This is a genomic window from Vagococcus sp. WN80Y, assembly GCF_059621045.1.
In genome coordinates this window covers 26,376-45,466 of the sequence record NZ_JCAQHY010000151.1, presented here as the reverse complement: position 1 = coordinate 45,466, position 19,091 = coordinate 26,376, and the positions used below count along the sequence as shown (strand labels likewise).

The 19,091-nt window shown below is 38.2% G+C and carries 14 protein-coding genes; 4 read left to right on the top strand and 10 right to left on the bottom strand.

Annotation, left to right across the window (positions count from 1 at the left end; genetic code table 11):
* Positions 1-31: 31 nt before the first annotated feature.
* From AC5KOD_RS11380 to AC5KOD_RS11335, 10 genes are all read right to left on the bottom strand, one after another.
* Positions 32-4,273, bottom strand: a complete 4,242-nt coding sequence (locus AC5KOD_RS11380) for a C-type lectin-like domain-containing protein (protein ID WP_496914680.1) — start codon at positions 4,271-4,273, stop codon at positions 32-34.
* A 395-nt stretch (positions 4,274-4,668) separates the two neighbouring features.
* Positions 4,669-5,778, bottom strand: a complete 1,110-nt coding sequence (locus tag AC5KOD_RS11375; protein WP_496914679.1) for a tyrosine-type recombinase/integrase — start codon at positions 5,776-5,778, stop codon at positions 4,669-4,671.
* 897 nt (positions 5,779-6,675) lie between these two features.
* A complete protein-coding gene (locus AC5KOD_RS11370) occupies positions 6,676-7,665 on the bottom strand; it encodes an HD domain-containing protein (protein WP_496914678.1) in 990 nt (329 codons plus the stop codon).
* Between the two features lie 169 nt (positions 7,666-7,834).
* A complete protein-coding gene (locus AC5KOD_RS11365) occupies positions 7,835-9,049 on the bottom strand; it encodes an acyltransferase family protein (protein ID WP_496914677.1) in 1,215 nt (404 codons plus the stop codon).
* Between the two features lie 182 nt (positions 9,050-9,231).
* Positions 9,232-10,281, bottom strand: a complete 1,050-nt coding sequence (locus tag AC5KOD_RS11360) for a Gfo/Idh/MocA family protein (RefSeq protein ID WP_496914676.1) — start codon at positions 10,279-10,281, stop codon at positions 9,232-9,234.
* Positions 10,282-10,366: 85 nt separating this feature from the next.
* Positions 10,367-11,335, bottom strand: a complete 969-nt coding sequence (locus tag AC5KOD_RS11355) for a sugar phosphate isomerase/epimerase family protein (RefSeq protein ID WP_496914675.1) — start codon at positions 11,333-11,335, stop codon at positions 10,367-10,369.
* A gap of 20 nt (positions 11,336-11,355) precedes the next feature.
* On the bottom strand, positions 11,356-12,075 hold the full coding sequence (locus AC5KOD_RS11350) for a ThuA domain-containing protein (protein WP_496914674.1): 720 nt from the start codon (positions 12,073-12,075) through the stop codon (positions 11,356-11,358).
* Positions 12,072-12,824: a sugar phosphate isomerase/epimerase family protein gene (locus AC5KOD_RS11345; protein WP_496914673.1), complete on the bottom strand. Its 753-nt coding sequence runs from the start codon at positions 12,822-12,824 to the stop codon at positions 12,072-12,074. Before AC5KOD_RS11345 ends, AC5KOD_RS11350 begins: the two co-directional genes overlap by 4 nt.
* A 17-nt stretch (positions 12,825-12,841) precedes the next feature.
* A complete protein-coding gene (locus tag AC5KOD_RS11340) occupies positions 12,842-13,921 on the bottom strand; it encodes a Gfo/Idh/MocA family protein (RefSeq protein ID WP_496914672.1) in 1,080 nt (359 codons plus the stop codon).
* Positions 13,922-14,008: 87 nt separating this feature from the next.
* Positions 14,009-14,887: an AraC family transcriptional regulator gene (locus AC5KOD_RS11335; protein WP_496914671.1), complete on the bottom strand. Its 879-nt coding sequence runs from the start codon at positions 14,885-14,887 to the stop codon at positions 14,009-14,011.
* 318 nt (positions 14,888-15,205) lie between these two features.
* Here AC5KOD_RS11335 and AC5KOD_RS11330 point away from each other — a divergent pair, with 318 nt between their 5' ends.
* From AC5KOD_RS11330 to AC5KOD_RS11315, 4 genes are all read left to right on the top strand, one after another.
* A complete protein-coding gene (locus tag AC5KOD_RS11330) occupies positions 15,206-16,027 on the top strand; it encodes an AraC family transcriptional regulator (RefSeq protein WP_496914670.1) in 822 nt (273 codons plus the stop codon).
* 227 nt (positions 16,028-16,254) lie between these two features.
* Positions 16,255-17,103 carry a sugar phosphate isomerase/epimerase family protein gene (locus AC5KOD_RS11325; protein WP_496914669.1) on the top strand — a complete coding sequence of 283 codons (849 nt, stop codon included), beginning with the start codon at positions 16,255-16,257 and terminating at the stop codon, positions 17,101-17,103.
* A gap of 3 nt (positions 17,104-17,106) precedes the next feature.
* Positions 17,107-18,183 (top strand): Gfo/Idh/MocA family protein, encoded by a 1,077-nt coding sequence (locus AC5KOD_RS11320; protein WP_496914668.1) that lies wholly within the window; start codon positions 17,107-17,109, stop codon positions 18,181-18,183.
* A gap of 19 nt (positions 18,184-18,202) precedes the next feature.
* A complete protein-coding gene (locus AC5KOD_RS11315) occupies positions 18,203-19,057 on the top strand; it encodes a sugar phosphate isomerase/epimerase family protein (protein WP_496914667.1) in 855 nt (284 codons plus the stop codon).
* Positions 19,058-19,091: the final 34 nt, after the last annotated feature.

Genomic DNA, 19,091 nt, shown 5'->3' with positions numbered 1-19,091 from the left:
CTCTTTTACCGTTTCTAATCACTATTTCTTCCTACGGGGTAACCTTATATGTCTCATTCTGACCGTAATTCCAGCCATAAAACTTAGGCGACGTTCCACTAGCCAAACTTGGTTTCAAGTATACTGTCACCCAAACTTCTGGCGCTTGAGTGATGTCCCATTTTGGCAAACCTGATTGCTTCATTGCCGTTGTATGAGCCTCATTAGTTGTGGTCAATACAAAACCATCTGCAACATAATATTCAGGAATGATCGGCTCAATTAAATAATAAGGTTTGGTCGTTTTCACCTGATAGGTTACGTCTTTAAAGACTGACGCATACATAGGTTGCGTAAGATAATCTATCGGAAGTTTCTCCATAACCGTTCCACCTAAGGTTGAGGTATTTGCTAAAGTGCCTGCTCCAGTTGTCGGAATAACTAACTCTGCTTGGTTATCCAACACTACCTGCTTAAGATGCAGGTAAGCTGTTATCCGAGTGTAGATAGCACTGACATCTTGCTTAGTCCCTGCGACATGAAATTCATCAGGCGTGATGACTATATTGGAAGAGTCTTTTAGCTCCACATAATCATAATTAGTGATCGATGTAGCAGTAAAAGGCAGAACTTTATTAATTCTCAATTTGTTTTCCAAAACTTGGTCACCACTGGCTAAAGAATTTCCTTGATCATCTTGTGCTTTGATGTAAATCTTTTGTGGGATTTTGGCTTCACAAAAAACATCATATTCATCATATTCTTCCTCTATTTGATTGTTATATTCCGAAAATTCAACATAAAAGCCTGTTCTAAAGTTCAATTCATACATATTCAAATCATTCCATAATTTAGTATTCACACCCGAGTACGCAAATTCAACTACATTTTCGTAACCCCAAATCGACCCACTATTAGGTTCTGAATATTTGCCACCAGAGTCACTATTATTAAATCCTTGATAAACTCCAGCTGGTGCTTTTCCACCTTCTGCAAAAGTTGGTTTATCAAAAAAAACCATCCCCGCTTCTGGTCCACTTGCCCAATACCACTGAGGACCTACTAAGTTATAAGCAGTACCATTTTCTGAAATAGGAGATACATCCAATATCTGTTCATTCGATGCATGTAATATTCTAGTACCTCCAAGCCAGCCAGATGCTTTTCCAATATTGTCATAAACAAAGTTATGCTCTTCTAAGGATGTAATAGTTGCCATATATCCTGTTAATCCCCGATAGGTCATTTTTTTTGCTGCATTATACGCTGCTAACCAATACCTTGCTCCTGATACAAAAGTATAATAATGTCGTTTTCCATCAGGATGCTCATACGAAGTATATACTTTTTCATGTAAAATGATTTTTATATCCCCAGGGTGATCAACTTGTGACTCGATTTCAAAACGAATATCTTCTAAAAACTTTTTGATAGTTGGAATACTATTGTTTCCTTGCATTGAATACGAAAAAGAATCATACTCTTCAGTAGAAGAATTTTCATATCCAAACCAACCTATTGGCATTGTCATTGTCAATCTATTTTTAATAACTAAATTTTTAGGTAGCCTAAATTCAATTGATTCATATTTATTATTCATTATTTCATCTATAACAGTTTCAACTATTTTCAATTCTTCTTTAGTTCTCTCTAACTTAAAACAAAACTCATCAGATTCATCCAAATTAACAGTCACCTTTACCTTCGTCATTTTGTTATCCACTGGGTTGGTGTAAGTAAACTCAAAATTGGGAATAGTAGTTGCCGTTGTTGCGGCTTTTACTTGATCCACGCTTGCTTGAACCGCTGACAAACCTTTGGTAACACCGTCTGTTTTTCCTTTACTAAATGGCGTCAGTGACTTAACTGTCTGTGGCTGAGCGACATAATCATACGCAACCACACTAGGCTCAGTTTGCTTAAATTTGGCTGACTTCAATAATGTCTCTGGAGTCGCTTCTGTTGCTTTTTTAAGCGGTAGAGTAAAATCATTTGCGTAAAGAACTACCCCATTTTCTATTGTTGTATTATCGTTTGTAACAAATACCCATACACGATTTTTTACTTTTTTTTCAGCCCCGTCAGCAAGTTTCTCCTTATACGTAATATCTAACGGATAAGGCTTCGCAGACTTTCTATCAGTTGCGGCCTTGATCGCCGCTAGCTGTGTAGCATCAACCGTGACTTTTCCATTAGAATCTTTGTCAGGCATATCCTCTGTGTAAATATCTGTCATAGTTTCAGGTGTCCCTAACCAAGCACGTGTCTTAGCGTGACTTCGAGCTAATGTTTCGGTCAAGTTCGCGACATCATTTCTAGAAATAGCAAAATTTTGTGCACGAAGAAAAACGGTCTGCATTTTATCGTATTCAGTTTCATCATCTATCGTATTTATCCAACGAGACGTTGTAGTAGTTTGCATTTGACTATCTGTAATAAAATAAGAAATCAATTGCGGGCCAGTCTCATTTTGTTTAAATCCTAGCGTCTTCCAATCAATTGGCAACGTCGGATTCAACGGATTTCGGTTAATTCGAGCATCTAGCCACTCTTGTGTTTTAGGATCAAGACTATGCTGTAGATCAAACATATCGTAGACTTTAACTGCCTTATCCCCAGACCTGTCGCCTGTTTTATTACCAGACAGCAATAGATTATCAACAATTGTTGGATTAGCTAAGTCTGGATCTTCTACATCAATAATCAAATTCCCCGTTGCTTTAATGACTGGCGGATAGTCCATTTTCATACTTAAATAAGAAATAACAGAGTTTCCTGCCACTGGACTCTTATTTTGCGAAAGCCATCGCCCGCCAGCTATAGTGGCATCACCCGGATAATTAGCTGCAATGACCTTGTCAACAAACTGCTTCTCGTCCGCCGTTGACGAACCAAAAGCAACAAAGTTTTGTTGCCCCAAATCCAGTAGAGTTGATGGTCGATATGATCCTGTCACGCCTACATAATCAAACTCAATCGTGTCAAGGGTCTGAACATTAAACTCACTATCCATCGCCCCTAAAACTACCCCGGCTTTCCTCCCACTCCACTTATCAAAAGCATCCGAATAAGAAACCACTTGTCCCATATAAGTGTACATATCAGTTCCCGAATTAATATAGGCGATGTTCGTTCCTAGCGGATAACTGGATAATTTTTCAATTGTTTTTGAACTGACTGTATATTTCCATAATTCGTTATGATCATTCTCTTTCTTTTTAGTGAAATATATCGTATCTTTATCACTGATTCGTCTCTCAATGCCTATCGATTCATCTGTCGTAATAACATCTCTCGTCGCAATTTTTGTCGCTGGATTTATCGTCCACCTGACTAAATAAGTCGTTGTTCCCGATACTCTCATAACTCTTTCTGCTCCAACATATTCAGTATCAGAGATTGGGACCATCATATCGGAATTAATTAGATCGTACTCTGCTCCTTGGACTGTAAAGCCATTAGCTTCCCCACTTGTTTCAAACTTGTACTGGCCTAACACACCGCCATTTTTATAATTAATCAAATGAAAATATTTTTTTTCAGTCGCATTTTTATAAATAACACCTGCTTTAAACACTGAGCCGTTGTTGGCAATAAAAGGAGATTGAATAGTCTGACCACCTACGTTATAAGAGGAAATATCAATCTTTTGATGGGCTCCACCTGCTGGAATTTCTAACTTTCCATTATTATCTTTAAAAATCGTGACATTAATTGGACTACCGCCAACTGCATAAGTCATTAAGAATTCATTTTCAGACTTTTGAACGAAATAGTTATAATAAACATCTGATGAGTTCATCGTATTTGGTTCAGGCGTTTTATACACCCATTTAGAATCTAAAAATTCACCTTTAGCTGACATTAGTACAACTTTAGTGGCGTTTATTGAAACATAACCGGCGCCATAAGGATAGGTACTAAACATTTGAGTAAATATAATATTCCCATAAACAGTTTGATAAGCTTCTCCTGTTGAATTCGTTATTTCACTTGACATAGAAATAGTCGGAACCGAACTTTCTCCTAAAGGTGTTTTTTTAACTGAGTATAAAAAATTCGAATCTTGGGTAAAATCATCAAATATCGGACTCTGATCAAGTAGCTCTTGTTCTTTCACTTTCCCTCCATCAAAAGGAAGCGTATAAGCATTACTCGTATTTTTATCTATGACTATTGGTGTATCAGCGACAGGTTTCGCCTTAACATTTTCTCCCTTCTCATGCGTCGCAAAAACAATAACTAAAGCAACAACTGTTAGGGTTAATAATAAAAAAAAGGCTTTTCTTTTCATGTGAGGCACTTCCTTCATATTTGTCTCTACTATTCCTTAAATGATTCTCATCTGATTAATGACAACTGTCCCTATTAATTGATCAGTCATAACGGTTTCCAAGCTTTTTACTTTTCTTTAAGCTTATTTTTAGTTACAGTTATCGTATAAATAATAATTTAGTTATCTAAAAGATTTCTTAGTCTTCTAAATACTAAGATGATGTACTAAAAAAAGCCTCCCCAGTAGACATACTGTGATGCTTGACGGCGATGGTGACGGCTTATAGATATCAAGTTAGCCACCTCGATTAATTCTAAATAATAACGGGTAACAAAATAGCAGGTATGATAAATTAACTAACGTTATATGAATATCCCTACCCCTTTAGCAATCAGTATCCTTCCTCCTTTTTTTTACAATGTGGCTAGTTGATTAACAGCCGTTCGTTGATCCTTTATAAATGAACTGGTATAAACATCCAGAGTCATCTTAATTGAACTATGGCCTAGCAAAGAGCTAATCGCTGCAATATTTACACCTAATTCAACGCAACGTGTCGCAAATGTATGGCGCAAGGTATGAAAGGTTAGGTTCGGCAAATTTAACTGCATTTTTAGCCGCTTAAACCGATAAGAAACCGTACGTGGATCTAGTGGTTTTTCCTTATTATTGACAACAAACTCCGTTCCAACTTGGGAATCGCTCTTTAGCAACACCCCTTTCAAACGTTCGGATAAAGGAATGATGCGTTCTGACTGAACTGTTTTTGGCTTGCCTATTTCAAGATACGTTTTGACTTTATCTCTAGAATAACTCGTTAACCGCTGAACTGTTCGTCGGACATGAATAACTTGTTGATCAAAGTCTATATCTTCCCATTTTAATCCACAAATTTCTCCTACTCGCATACCAGTTTCTAGTGCGATCACCACTGGTAAATCTTTCTCATTCCTTTGGCTATAGTCAATTATTGTTTTCTGCTCAGAAACTGAAAAGGCTTGCGCTTTTTTAGTCGCTAATATAGGAAGCGACACACCTTTCGTTGGGTCTACCAACAAATACCCTTGATTTTTCGCATAACTAAAACAACTTTTTATAATTCGAAATAAAACATGGATTGTAGATAGAGATAATTCTGAACGCAATTCTTTTATCCAATTTTCTAATGCTTGTTTCGTAATTGAGGAAAGCTCCTTTTCCCCAAATATAGGGATAAAATGAACTTTCAACTTACTAAAATAGTTAGCATAGGTACTAGGCTTAACTCTTGTAACGATTACCTCTTCAAGCCAATAACTAATCCATTCTTGGGATGTCCCTTGATAAAGAGAGGGCAAATTTTCCTGATTACTTTTCAACTGATAACGTCTCCTTTGAAAAGCAACCTCCTCTTTGACAGACTTATAGCTACGAGCGTAGACATAGCCGTAATAAAGGCTTCCATCTAACTTTCTCCCTTTCGGATAACGTCCCTCCCAGCGTCCATCTTTACGTTTATAAATATTTTCACCACGTTTTGACATTGATACACACTCCTTTTTAGTAGAAAAATTTGACGGCGATAATGACGGCGGATAAAACTAGTCATTTTTTAGACATCTTCTTAAGTCTATCACTCTTAAGCTTCTTATTTTCCTCATTAGTATAGCTTTGGCCCTTATTTGAAGGGGCTTCAAAAAAAAATTTTAAATAGATGGTTGACCTATTGATTAAAAAATGTATAATAAAAGAAGAGTTATTATATCCCTTTTTAATTATTGATAGCTAAATTTCTTAGTATTTAGAAGACTAAGACATTAATTCATAAAAAAGCTCCCTGTCTCAATGAGACAAGGAGCTTTTATCGTTTATTTCAGTCAATCCATTCATGTGACCTTACTATCTCTTAACTTTCCTCTAATTCACTTAACTTACCTTCAAATAGAGGCTCTCTCTCATCCAATCCCACTAAATACTGAAACATTAATAAAACCACCCCATAAAATAGCTTGATTTAAGGCAAGATAAGAACTTTTCTGGCACTAAGCCCAATGGACACGGCTTAGATAACTATGATATAACTAGTAGATAGTAGCGAGTTTAGTAGTCAACCCATCTACTAACTCAAACTAGTGAACATAACACTATCTAGCAATGGCCATGTAAGCTTTTAGCGGACATGACTCAATCGAGATTTTTTCGATTTAATAACAAATCTAATCGTTTCACAACTCCTTCTCTTCCTTGGAAAGCACTCATACAATCGCTACTAGACACGCTGGCCACTTTTTAACATTACAAAACGTGTCAATCACTATGTACGCTTTTAGCGGACATGACTCAATCGAGATTTTTCGATTTAATAACAAGTCTGATCGCTTCTAATTGATGTTATCGTTAATAAAAAAGCCGATATCTCACTCAATCTACCCACAGGCTAACTAATCAAGTTGCGGTATCACTCGTAAGTAAATCCCTTCTGCACTTTTTTTTCTAGCTTGATCAGTCATCTTTCGAGCTAAGGCTGAATATGAAGAGGTGAAAGCTGGCTGAGAATTAATCATGACTAAGGGGTCTACTAAACGCATTTTCTTCTTTTGATAGATATCATACGCTTGTGATGACTCAACTCTCTCATAAGTAACAGACGAAAAGAACTCAGTAAATAACTTTACCATGCTCTTATCTTCAAGCCCTCTCAACTCACTCAATACCTTGGTTTCTTCTTTCATCAAGTCTTCCTCAGATAAATAACCACTTTTCAGCGCGTACCCTAAAATCTTACTCATGATCTCATAGCCATAAATATTAACTGGATCATAAAATAAATCGATTACTACTTTGTAATAGTGTTCAACGAACCACTCACCAGCTGCCAGCTCCTTCAACACAAGTTTATCTTCTACAAACTCCAGACTTGATACAAACTGATGAATGTCAGATAAATTGGCATCAAAATATCGATAGACTTCTCTCAGGGTATAATCAATTCGATCTGCACAAAGAAGAGGAGCTTCTTGTTCTAGAATCTTCCATTGACTATCATCAAGTAAAATAGTTTGATAATCAAACCCATGTTTCGCCAAAATAGCAGGAATCGAGCTTGTCAAAAGATAATTTTGTTTAATTTCTTCATGGTAATCTTCGTCTTCCCTCTTCATTACCAAATCAATAACATGAGAAAAAATGGTGTGAGAAACATCATGAAGAAGACCTGCTATTTGTTCCTCAATACTTCCTCCCGTTTTTCTAATTAGAAGCATCACTCCGATTGAATGCTCATAACGAGTCTCATTCCATACTGGATTTAACAAATAAGACGGGCCAATCATATGAATGTCTTTTAAGCGTTGAACTTCTTTACAATTGATTAACTCTTCTAATACTGGTTCAACTTGATAATCACCATATAATACATCTGAAACAATCATTTATCTCCCTCACTCGCACTAATTATTTTATTCAACAATTCAGCGTTTCATAAATTAGTCTTCTCACATACAAGAATATGAAGCAAACCAATCTTGAAATACTCACTAAAAAAGAGTAACTCATTTATAGAAATATTGCCATAAGAAATCAATTTTTAATCTATATTCTTTAACTTATTTTCATAAAGTTCAATTTCTGTCTAATTATTTCTTGTTGAGTTAATAAAAAATACATAAGATAGCTTAGGAAGAACCATAAACTTGAAGCAAATTCAAATTTGATCGTTAGGGTCGATTCTCTTAGGAAATAGAGAATATGAGCTAAAATAAACGTCACTGCCAATCCTAACAAGACCGATTGAACTACAGGTACTATAGCTAGGGATTGTTTCTTAAGCTGAATAATAACTAAACTAAACACATGTGTCAACATGACAATCAATAAAAGGCTGCCAAGTCCTGATTTTAACATGCTTAAATTAAATGCTTTGCCAATTTCAACTACAATAATAATACTAACTGGGTGAATAAAATAATAATATTTTGAAAGCTCACGTAGCTTTTTAGTCTCTGTAACCTTTCCCATGGAAGTTGATAGCCCCCACAAGAAAAAACAAAAACTAAACGGCACGAGCATTAAATAAAAATTGGCATCCAAGCCTCTAACTTGATAAATAGTCATTCCTTCTGCTATCAGCAACCCGCCAAATATCAATGTAAGGATCGGAATAAATTTTAATAGAGAGGACAATTTTTCTTGATTATCATAAATGAAGAAGCCTATTACAGTAAAAATCATACCGAATAGTAACCCTGTTCGCGTTGTAAAAATCAATTGAATGACTGAGTGAAAGAATGCTTTAAACCACGATTCTTTTAAAAAGCCATAGTACGTTTCTAAGCTCCCAAACAAAAAAAATAAGGTAGAAATTGTGAAAACCACTTTATAAGAAACCCATTTTAATAAATAATTGACAAAAAAAAGACAGAAGATTATCGCCGGAATATACCACAAATGATAATAAGTTCCAACATGAACCAAGCCTACTAATAACGCAATCGGTAATAACTTCAGCTCTATTGCTAAATTTTGGTTAATCCAATCTAATCCCAAAGGAATAAATAGAAGGCTCCAAAACAGATAGGATTTACTTAAGTTTTTTAAATATTTTTTTAAGTAATCAGGTTTAGTCTGTATTCCTTTTCTAACAAAAAAAGCACTACTTACGAAGAAAAAAGGAACCGCTATGCGACTGACGATATTTTTAATAAAGAAGTTGAGTTCTGGTTGGGTTACTATGGCTTGACAATGGACACAAATAACTAACAGTGCTGTGACAAATTTTATTCTATCAATTGTTTGATAATGGGTCATTTTATCCATAGGTTACTCCTCATCATTCTTTTAGTTTATCGCTGAGCCGCTTCTTTTCCTATACTTTATCACATGGCCTTTAACCTCGTCCTCAACCCTAAGTATGAACTCTATCTAAGACTCTTTGTAAAGCAAATTATAGGCACACAAAAGCACGTATCAGTCACTCGTAATCTGATACGTGCTTCTTTTTACATTTTAATGGTTTCACCTGTTTCAGCTGCGTGAAAAATTGTTTCAATCAAGACCAAGCAATCACGAACTTCGTGATTTTTAACAACCGCGTCAGCCTCTTCACGAACGACTTGATAGAAATTATCATAAAAAGAGTCAAACTCAGCTTCAACTTTAGGTAATTCACGACGTTCTGTCATTTCTTCTGATGGGGGAGCCATTGTCTTAGTCAAGCCCTGTCCTGCTTGAATCGGAGTGGGTTCATGTTTTATCTCTGTTTCTCTTTGCAAAACCAACTCACCTGAAAGATCCCAGTCATTAATAACCCCGGTCCCTTTATACCCCTTGACATACCACCTTGGTAGCTTAATAAAGTTACTCGTCCCAACTTCAATCAATGCACGAACGCCATTTTCAAAAATAATGTAGCTCATAAAGCCATCATCTGCATCGTCACCCAATACATAGCTTAAATCAGCAGACACACTTTTTATTGGACTATCAACCATAAATAATAGTTGATCCAACAAATGAACGCCCCAATCTAGCAGCATTCCGCCCCCCTGAGCTTTTAAATGACGCCAGTCCCCAGGGATTCCATTAGCTCCGTGAACACGTGATTCGATTTGAAAAAGAGCGCCAATTTCTTCTGTGTTGTATAGCTCACGAATAATAAGAAAATCCGAATCCCATCGTCTGTTTTGATGGGTCATAAAGACTTTCCCCATCTCCTCAGAAACCTTAACCACCTCATCAAAATCCGCCACCGACATCATGACAGGCTTTTCACAGACAACGTGTTTACCTGCTCTTAAAGCAGCAATCACTAGTTCTTTATGAGAATCGTTAGGCGTCGCAACAAGAATCGCCTCAACTTTTTCATCTGCTAAAACTGCTTCAAAAGAGTCATAGACATTAAATCCTTCTTCTTTCGCTGCTACTTGCCTTTTTTCATCACTGTCGTATGTCCCATAAGTATTAACATATTGGTTTTCACCGATTAAGCCACGAGCATGGTAACTCCCCATGCCACCAAAACCGACGACAACAAAATTAATTGGTTTCACTGTAATTGACTCCTTTTAATTAAAAATTTGTTAAAGACTGTTAAATTAGCTACCTCTCATAAACTAATCTAGAAATATATACTATTTATGCCCACCACATGTCTGTCGGCATGTCATTAATCATGATTGATTTTAAGTTAGTAACGGCACGATTGAATCCTTCATCAATTGACATAATTGGATCTTCATGTTCGATACTTAGCACATAGTCGTAACCGTATAGACGTAACACACTAATCATATCAGACCAATCCTGCATACTGTGACCACATCCAACAGAACGGAATGTCCACGCCCTAGTTTGTACATTGCCATAAGGCTGCATATCTGTTAAGCCATACATGTTGATATTATCCTGGTCTAGATAAGTATCTTTGGCGTGAAAATGATGGATTGCTCCCGCTTTTCCTAAGATTTTGATCGCACCAACTGGATCTATCCCTTGCCACCATAAATGAGATGGGTCCAAGTTACACCCAATAGCTGGCCCAGTTGCTTCACGTAATTTCAACATTGTGTAAGGCGTGTGGCACAAGAAACCACCGTGTAACTCAATCCCGATCTTAACATCAGCTGCTACGGCAATATCATTAATTTCCTTCCAATAAGGAATTAATTTGTTTTCCCATTGCCACTCATAGCTGTCATTATACTCTGTTGGCCAGGGTAAAACTGGCCAGTTAACTGTTGTATCTGTTGCATTTCCCCCACTGACACCTGAGAAACAATTCACGACTGGGACATTCATTAATGACGCCAATTTAATTGTTTTACGTAATAACTCATCGGCCTCTTTTGCCACTGCTGGGTCAGGAGAAATAGGGTTATGGTGACAGCTAAAAGCACTGACTGTCAGCCCTTTTGCTTCTAATTTTGCTGCATACTCATTACGTGCCTCTTCGCTTGCTAGTAAGCCATCGATATCACAATGAGCTGTTCCTGGAGAACCACCTGTCCCTATTTCCACGGTCTGTAAACCTGCTGCTGAGACTTTTTCAATCATTTCTTCAAAGTTTAAGTTATTAAATAAGGGAGTAAATACGCCTAATTTCATGTTAATAGCTCCTTTGTAGCTTATTTTTGTTTAATAGTATTTAACGGCTGATGATTGCCGTACGCTGGATACGTATTAGCCGTTGGGTTAGCCCAACGAACCGCATTTTTTATGACCCGTTGAACATCCTTATGATAATAAGAAGGATAAGTTTCATGACCGGGCTGGAAGTAAAATATTTTTCCATTACCACGGCGATAAGTACAGCCACCTCGGAAAACCTCGCCACCTTCATACCAATTAATAAAAATTAATTCATCTGGTGCGGGAATATCAAAGTGCTCACCATACATCTCTTCGCGCTCTAATTCAATGTATTCGCCAATCCCTTCTACAATCGGATGGCTCGGATTAACACTCCACATTCGACAAATCTCTTCCGCTTCTCGCCATTTAAGGTCACAGCTTGTTCCCATGAGCTTCATAAAAATCTTCGACATATGTCCTGAATGTAACACAATTAATCCCATGCCCTCCAAAACTCGCTGATGAACCTTGTTAACAATCTCATCGCTAACTTCCTGATGAGCTACATGCCCCCACCAGACGAGAACGTCCGTATTCCCGAGAACCTCTTCGGTTAATCCATGTTCTGGTTCATCTAACGTGGCCGTCTGTACAGTAAAGTCTTCTTCTAAAAATGACTTAAGTTGATTGTGAATCCCCTCAGGATAAACCGCCCGAACCTCTTCCCTTTCTTTTTCGTGACGGTATTCATTCCAAACCGTTACATTAATCATTCGAACACCTCGTCAACAATTTTGCGCAAGCTACGAACATTAAGTTCAGCACTTTCAAACGGCGTGTGTGCTTGGAAAGCCTCTTGCTCAATGACTAGCCACTGAATATCATTATCCTTAGCAAATTCAACAAAGCTTCTAATTGGTAAAATCCCTGAGCCAATCTCTGTGCTCTCTGTAACCTCGCCGTCTTTGCGCATGTCTTTAATATGCAACCACTCAATCGCTTCTTTATTTTTTGTCATCCACTTGATAGCCACTTCACCGGCAAACTCTACCCAATAAGTATCGACCTCTAACTTAATTTCAGGTACAGCTTCAACCATCGCTTCTAAAATATTGACCTCTGGAATTTGAGTAAATTCATGGGCATGATTATGATAACCAAGGACTAAGCCCTCTTCCTGTAAACGAGCTTGAATTGGCTTGAACGCCGCAAAATGCGCCTGCCAATCAGCCAACGATTCCCCCTGTTCCCAAGGGATAATCACATGAGTATTGCCTAAGGCTTTCTCATAAGCAATGGTCTGCTCCAAATCCGTTAATAACTTCTCAGCCGCCACATGAGAGCCAGAAACTTTTAGTCCAATTTTATCTAAATGAGCCTTTAATACCGTCGCGTCTGTTTCATAATAACCAGCAAACTCAACACCGTCATAACCAAATTCTTTTACCTTTGTTAAGGTGCCAAGAAAATCTTTGGCACACTCATCTTGAATACTCCATAGCTGTAAACTAATGCTTGTCATTTCGTTTCACCTCGAGTTTATTTGTTTAAGAAAACAGGTTCGCCTGTTTCAGACGATTTATACATCGCTTCCAAGATTTCTGTTACAACCAATGCTTGTTCTGGCAAAACAACTGGATCTGTGTCATTGATAATGGCATTAATCCATTGCTGCGCTTCAATTGCTTCTGGACTATTAGTTGCGCCTTCATAAAAAGCAACTCCAGCAGTTTCAGTGTCGATTTTTTTCTCGTACAGCAGCCCACGATCTTCACCATTGATTTGTAAGCCATCCTTCATACCTGCGCCACCTTTAGTCCCAGATAAGGTCGTTGTCGCTTCACTAACATCTAGAGTATTTAGTGCCCAGCTTGCTTCTAAGAAGATTGTTGCGCCGTTCTCCATTGTTACAAAACCAAAGGCTGAGTCTTCCACGGTGAATTTTTCTGGGTCCCAAGGTCCCCAAGCATTCGCTGCATTTTTTGTTTGAGATAATTTATGATACGTATTCCCCACCACATATTTAGGTTGATAATTATTCATCATCCAGAGTGTTAAATCTAACGCATGAGTACCGATATCAATCAGCGGGCCACCTCCTTGGGCTTCTTCATCTAAAAATACGCCCCATGTTGGAACCGCACGACGACGAATCGCATGAGCTTTTCCTAGATAGATTTCCCCTAATTCATTGGCTTCACACACCTCATGTAAGTACTGTGAATCTGTTCGGAAACGATTTTGATAACCAATTGTTAATTTCATTCCTGTGCGTTTTGACGCATCAATCATTGCTCGCGCTTCTTCTGAGCTCTTAGCCATTGGTTTTTCACACATCACATGTTTTTTAGCTTCCATGGCATCGATTGAGATAAATGAATGAGATATATTTGGCGTACAGACATGAATAACATCAATAGAGTCATCAGCTAGAAGCTCTTTATAATCCGTATACGCTTTCGCGTCAGCTGCCCCAAATTCCTCTTTCGCTTTCTCAGCACGTTCACTGATAATGTCACAAAATGCTACCATCTCAGCTTCCTTCACTTGTTTCAGGGCAGGCATATGCTTACCATTAGCAATTCCACCACATCCAATAATTCCTACTTTTAAGGTCATAAAAAAATCCTCCACATCATTTTTGTATTTGTTTGATACCACTACTATACAAAATAATGTAAAGGATTTCTTCCCAAGATTTACGGACTAATTCCCGAATATTAACTTTTGATATTTTAGCGGTGACATGCCCACATTCTCTTTAAAGACATGATGAAAGGTTTTAACACTGTTAAAACCAGCCTTTTCTGCCACCTCTATCATCGGCATTTCTTCTGTTCCTAAAATCGACTTGGCCATGTTTATCCGATACTCTGTTAGAAAGCCAACGAAGGTGGTTCCAGTGTTTTTCTTAAAAAACCGAGTAAAATAATGAGGACTAAAACCAACATATTGGGCTACCTCTTCAAGGGTAATTCCCTGATTGTAGCGATCTTCTATGAACGCAAACACCTTATCCATTCGTTCCAGAGTTTCTTTATTCTTCATAGAATCATCATTTAACGCTTTTTTCATCAAATGTGATTTTTCAGGAATTTTTCTTGAAAGAATCATGAGAATTGCATACAAATGTTGCTGGGTCGCAAATATATATCCCGACTCTGCTGCTAAAGTTTCATCATAAAGGACTTGCAAATGCTGACACATCTCGCGCTCTACCTCTGGGGACCAATTCACACTCCAATTCTCACGACTAGCAAAAATTTCCTTTAAGGATTGACGATTAGCCATACTTTCAATCCCCTCATTAAACATTTTACTGTCAAATTGGTAAACAAGCCGTTCGCTTTCGGGCGTCGCTAAAAAATAATGTGTCGCACCGCTATCAAAGAAAAAAACTTGCCCTTCATTAACAGCGATCAATTCATCATTTACGCCTATCTTGATCGTTCCCTTTATCACATAAATAATCTCAATCTCCTTATGCCAATGCGGATAAACAAGCCCTTTACCATAGTCTATAAAACAACGAAAAGGAAATCGACTATCCATCTGCGGTATCTCTAAGTACTTACTAACACTCATTTGTACGAACCTCCTAATTAAAAGCTGAGTAACCTGTATTAGTTTTAATAGTTTATTTTATCTCGACTCGTCTAAATAGCAAAGCTTTTCTATCAATTTATCTAAATATATAAAATTAAACGACTGCCTATTTTTACCGTTAAGGCTTTTATCACATTAATTCTCTTGTTCATCATAACATATCAATCTACCACATATCCCTCAAAAAAAATTAAGAGTTGATTTTTTCAGAAATAATTGTTGTATACTATCTATAAAGCTGTTCCAATAAAAATATCTTCATGGAAATAGAAACTCACAACGAAAGGAAGTCGAATCATGCAAGTGGTATTTTACGAAACCGATCTTTGTCCTGACCCAGATTTACCCTTATTACTTCATGACTGTGTCATCGAGAATGACGTTCTCCCTCATTGGCATACAAATATCGAAATACTCTATATACAAGAAGGCGAAATCGTTGTCTCTATTGACGGACAAGACTATCCCGCTTTGGCTGGTGACCTGATTGTGATCAATTCCAATTGCTTACACACCTTTAGAACCATTACCCCAACCAGTCGGTACCGCTGTCTCATTATCGAAGAAAGCTTTATTAATCAGCATAAACTAGATTACACGACTATTAATTTTCAAACTAAAACAACTCATCCCACCATTATTGCGCTTTATTTAGCAATGATCAATGAGTTTGACTTGCGGCAGTCTCATTACAAAACAAGTTTACAAGGGATGTGCCTGCAAATGATTGCTCTGCTATTTCGTGAATTACCTTATACACTTGTGCCAAAACAACCAGCAACCCCATCTAAGATTGAACTGGCAAAGTTGGGAATAAACTATATCAGCCAACACTATCAAGAGCCCATTCTAATTGACGATATCTGCGCCACGATCGGGGTAAGCAAATTTCATTTTTGTCGCATCTTTAAAGAAGTCACAGAATCAACTGTCAATGAATTTATCAACCATTTCCGCTGTACTCGTGCTCAAATGCTCCTGTTGCAAAAAGATGCTGTCGTAGTTGATTGTGCCTTGGCTTGCGGATTTAATGATCCCTCTTATTTTGCTAAAACATATCGTAAGCACTTTGGTTACCTGCCCTCACAAGAAATATCTCAAGCAAAAGCAGGACAGTAGCTATTTTAATCTCTGATAAGACATAACCGACAAAATAATCCTGTTGTATATATAGCTAGTTATCCGAGAATAGAACCTAAGGACTATTCTCTTTTTTAGTCTCTAACGCTCTGCCTCCTTCACAAATAGCAAGATTGTCCTATCAGATAGCAAGTTTCAAACTTAAAGTCCGCCCACATTCAGGTTAAACTAAGAGCAACAACAACTTATATTTAGGAGGAAGTCACATGTACAAATTTCCCATAGGCGTTATGCTAGAATCCTTTAGGACTGATTATGAGACCGCTTTAAAGCAAGCTATTGCTATAGGAGCTAAAGGAATACAGGTTCACGCTCTCAATGGTCAACTAACTGCCCATAATTTAACTAATGATAAAACTGACTTATTTGTCTCTCAGGTTCGCGAATCAGGCCTCGAAATCTCAGGTATTGTTGGAGATTTAATGCTCCACGATAAAAGCAAGTATCCCGCTATTATCGATGAAGCAAAACGTGTACTTAATTTGGCAAAGGAGCTAAATAGTTCCATCGTCACTACACATATTGGGGTAATTCCCAACGATCCCGCTCATGATCGATTCAAATTAATGCAAGAAGCTTGCTTCCAATTAGCAGAATATGCCAACAGCCTTGATGCCCATTTCGCAATTGAAACAGGGCCTGAAGTTGCTGCTACCTTAAAAGCCTTTCTTGACCCATTACCTGGAAAAGGTGTAGCCGTTAACCTTGATCCCGCCAACTTTGTGATGGTGACAGGTGACGATCCTGTCGAAGCTGTTTACACGCTGAAAGACTACATTGTCCACACTCATGCCAAAGACGGACGCAAGTTATTAGACCGCGATCCTGAAATTTTGTATGGAATGAAAGCCACGGTCGAAGATGAAATCCAAAGTGGTAAAGCATTTATTGAGCTACCTTTGGGACAAGGTGACGTCGATTTTCCTAACTATTTAAACGCCTTATCTGATATTGGTTACACTGGCTATTTGACGATTGAACGAGAAGTTGGCGAGCATCCAGAAAAAGATATTGCCGAAGCTGTAACTTTTTTAAGGCAACAAACCAACCAATAAGAGATGAGGGACATGAAGATGACAAAAAAATTAAGAGTTGCCATGATTGGGACTGGTTCTATTTCCCATGAACATATTCAAGCTTATCAAAAAATGGAGCAGGTTGAATTAGTGGCCTTTTGCGACATTAATCCTGTGCAATTAGCCCTGATGGCTGATAAATACGGTATAACAGAAACCTATTCAACGAAGGAAGCACTGCTTGCTCAAGCAGACATCGATGCAGTCAGTGTCTGTACATGGAATGCCGCCCATGCAGAATGTGCCATCGCTGCACTCAATGCTGGTAAACATGTCCTGTGTGAAAAACCGATGGCCATTTCCGTTGAAGAAGCACTTGCCATGGAGACTGCTGCAAAAGAAAACGATAAATTATTGATGATTGGCTTCGTTCGCCGCTTTGGTAATGATGCCAAAATCGTGACGGATTTCCGGGACAATGACTTCTTCGGCGACATCTACTACGGCAAAGCTACCTACCTACGCCGAAACGGAAATCCCGGTGGTTGGTTTGGCGACAAAGCCCGCTCAGGCGGCGGACCCTTGATTGACTTAGGCGTTCATGTGATTGACACATTAGCCTACCTGATGGGCCAACCGAAGCCGATTTCAGTCTACGGTGCCACCTTCCAAAAATTGTTCAATCGACCTACTATCAAAGACTCGGTCGAATACTCCGCTTCTGCAACTAGCGAAAAGGATATTTGTGATGTCGAGGACCTTGTCAGTGCCATGATTCGCTTTGATAACGGCGCAGTTGTTTCAATTGAGGCAAGCTTCAGCTTAAATATAAAGGAAGACCAAGGACAAATTGAGTTATTTGGTACTAAAGGTGGGGCTAAGCTTAGTCCTCAATTAGAACTTTTTACGGATCTTAACGGCTATATGACTGATATTCAACTAAAAACTAATACAGCTTTGGATATGGATGGATTATTCTATAATGAGGTGGCTCATTTTGTCGATTGCGTCATGAATCAAACTAATTGCTTAACCCCAGCTACTGATGGTGTCACGATTATGCGGATCTTAGACGCTATCTACGAATCAGCTCGAACAGGTCACGAAGTCATCATTTAATCAAGGAGGAGTTACTAAAATGACTATTATTGCCGCTAGTACCTATAGTTTTAATCAATTAATTTCAAATGGAACACTCACGCAATTTGACAGTCTATCACTCGCAAAAGATATGGGATTTGACGCGATTGAAATTGTCGATTTAATTCACGACACTCAACAAACCGATCGTGACTACGCTCTAAGCCTCAGACAAGAGCTCGATCGATTAGCCTTTCCAATTACAAACTTTACCTTTGGAGCCGACTTTCTTACTGGCTCTGATGGCGATTTAGAGGCAGAAATTACGCGTGTTAAAGACTTAATAGATATCGCTGAGATTTTAGGTGCTAAAAGCGTCCGACATGACGCTACTAGTGGCCAAACAGGCCTAACCTTTACTCAAGCTCTGCCAACTCTCATAAAGGCTTGTCGAGCAGTAACCGACTACGCAGCCACTAAAGGTATCATGACCATGGTTGAAAATCACGGCTTTTTTTCACAGGATAGCAGCCGTGTAGAAGCTCTTTATTCAGGCGTTAGTCATCCTAATTTTAAACTGCTTGTCGATATGGGGAATTTTTTATGTGTAGATGAAGAGCCTACTGAAGCAGTTAGCCGTGTAGCACCTTACGCTGGATACGCTCACGCTAAGGATTTCCACATCAAGTCCGGAAGTGGCTCACACCCGGGTGAAGGCTTCTTTCAAACCAGAGGAGGAAATTTCCTGCGTGGTGCTATTATTGGTCATGGCAATGTACCTATCAAGCAATGCCTTACTAGTCTAAAAAATGCCGGTTACACTGGTCCTCTCGCGATTGAATTTGAAGGAATTGAGAATAATCTTGAAGGCCTGCGGATTTCATTAGCTAATTTGAGACGATATGTTGACTAATCTAACGTATTGTAAAAATTCTCGTTATAGCAAT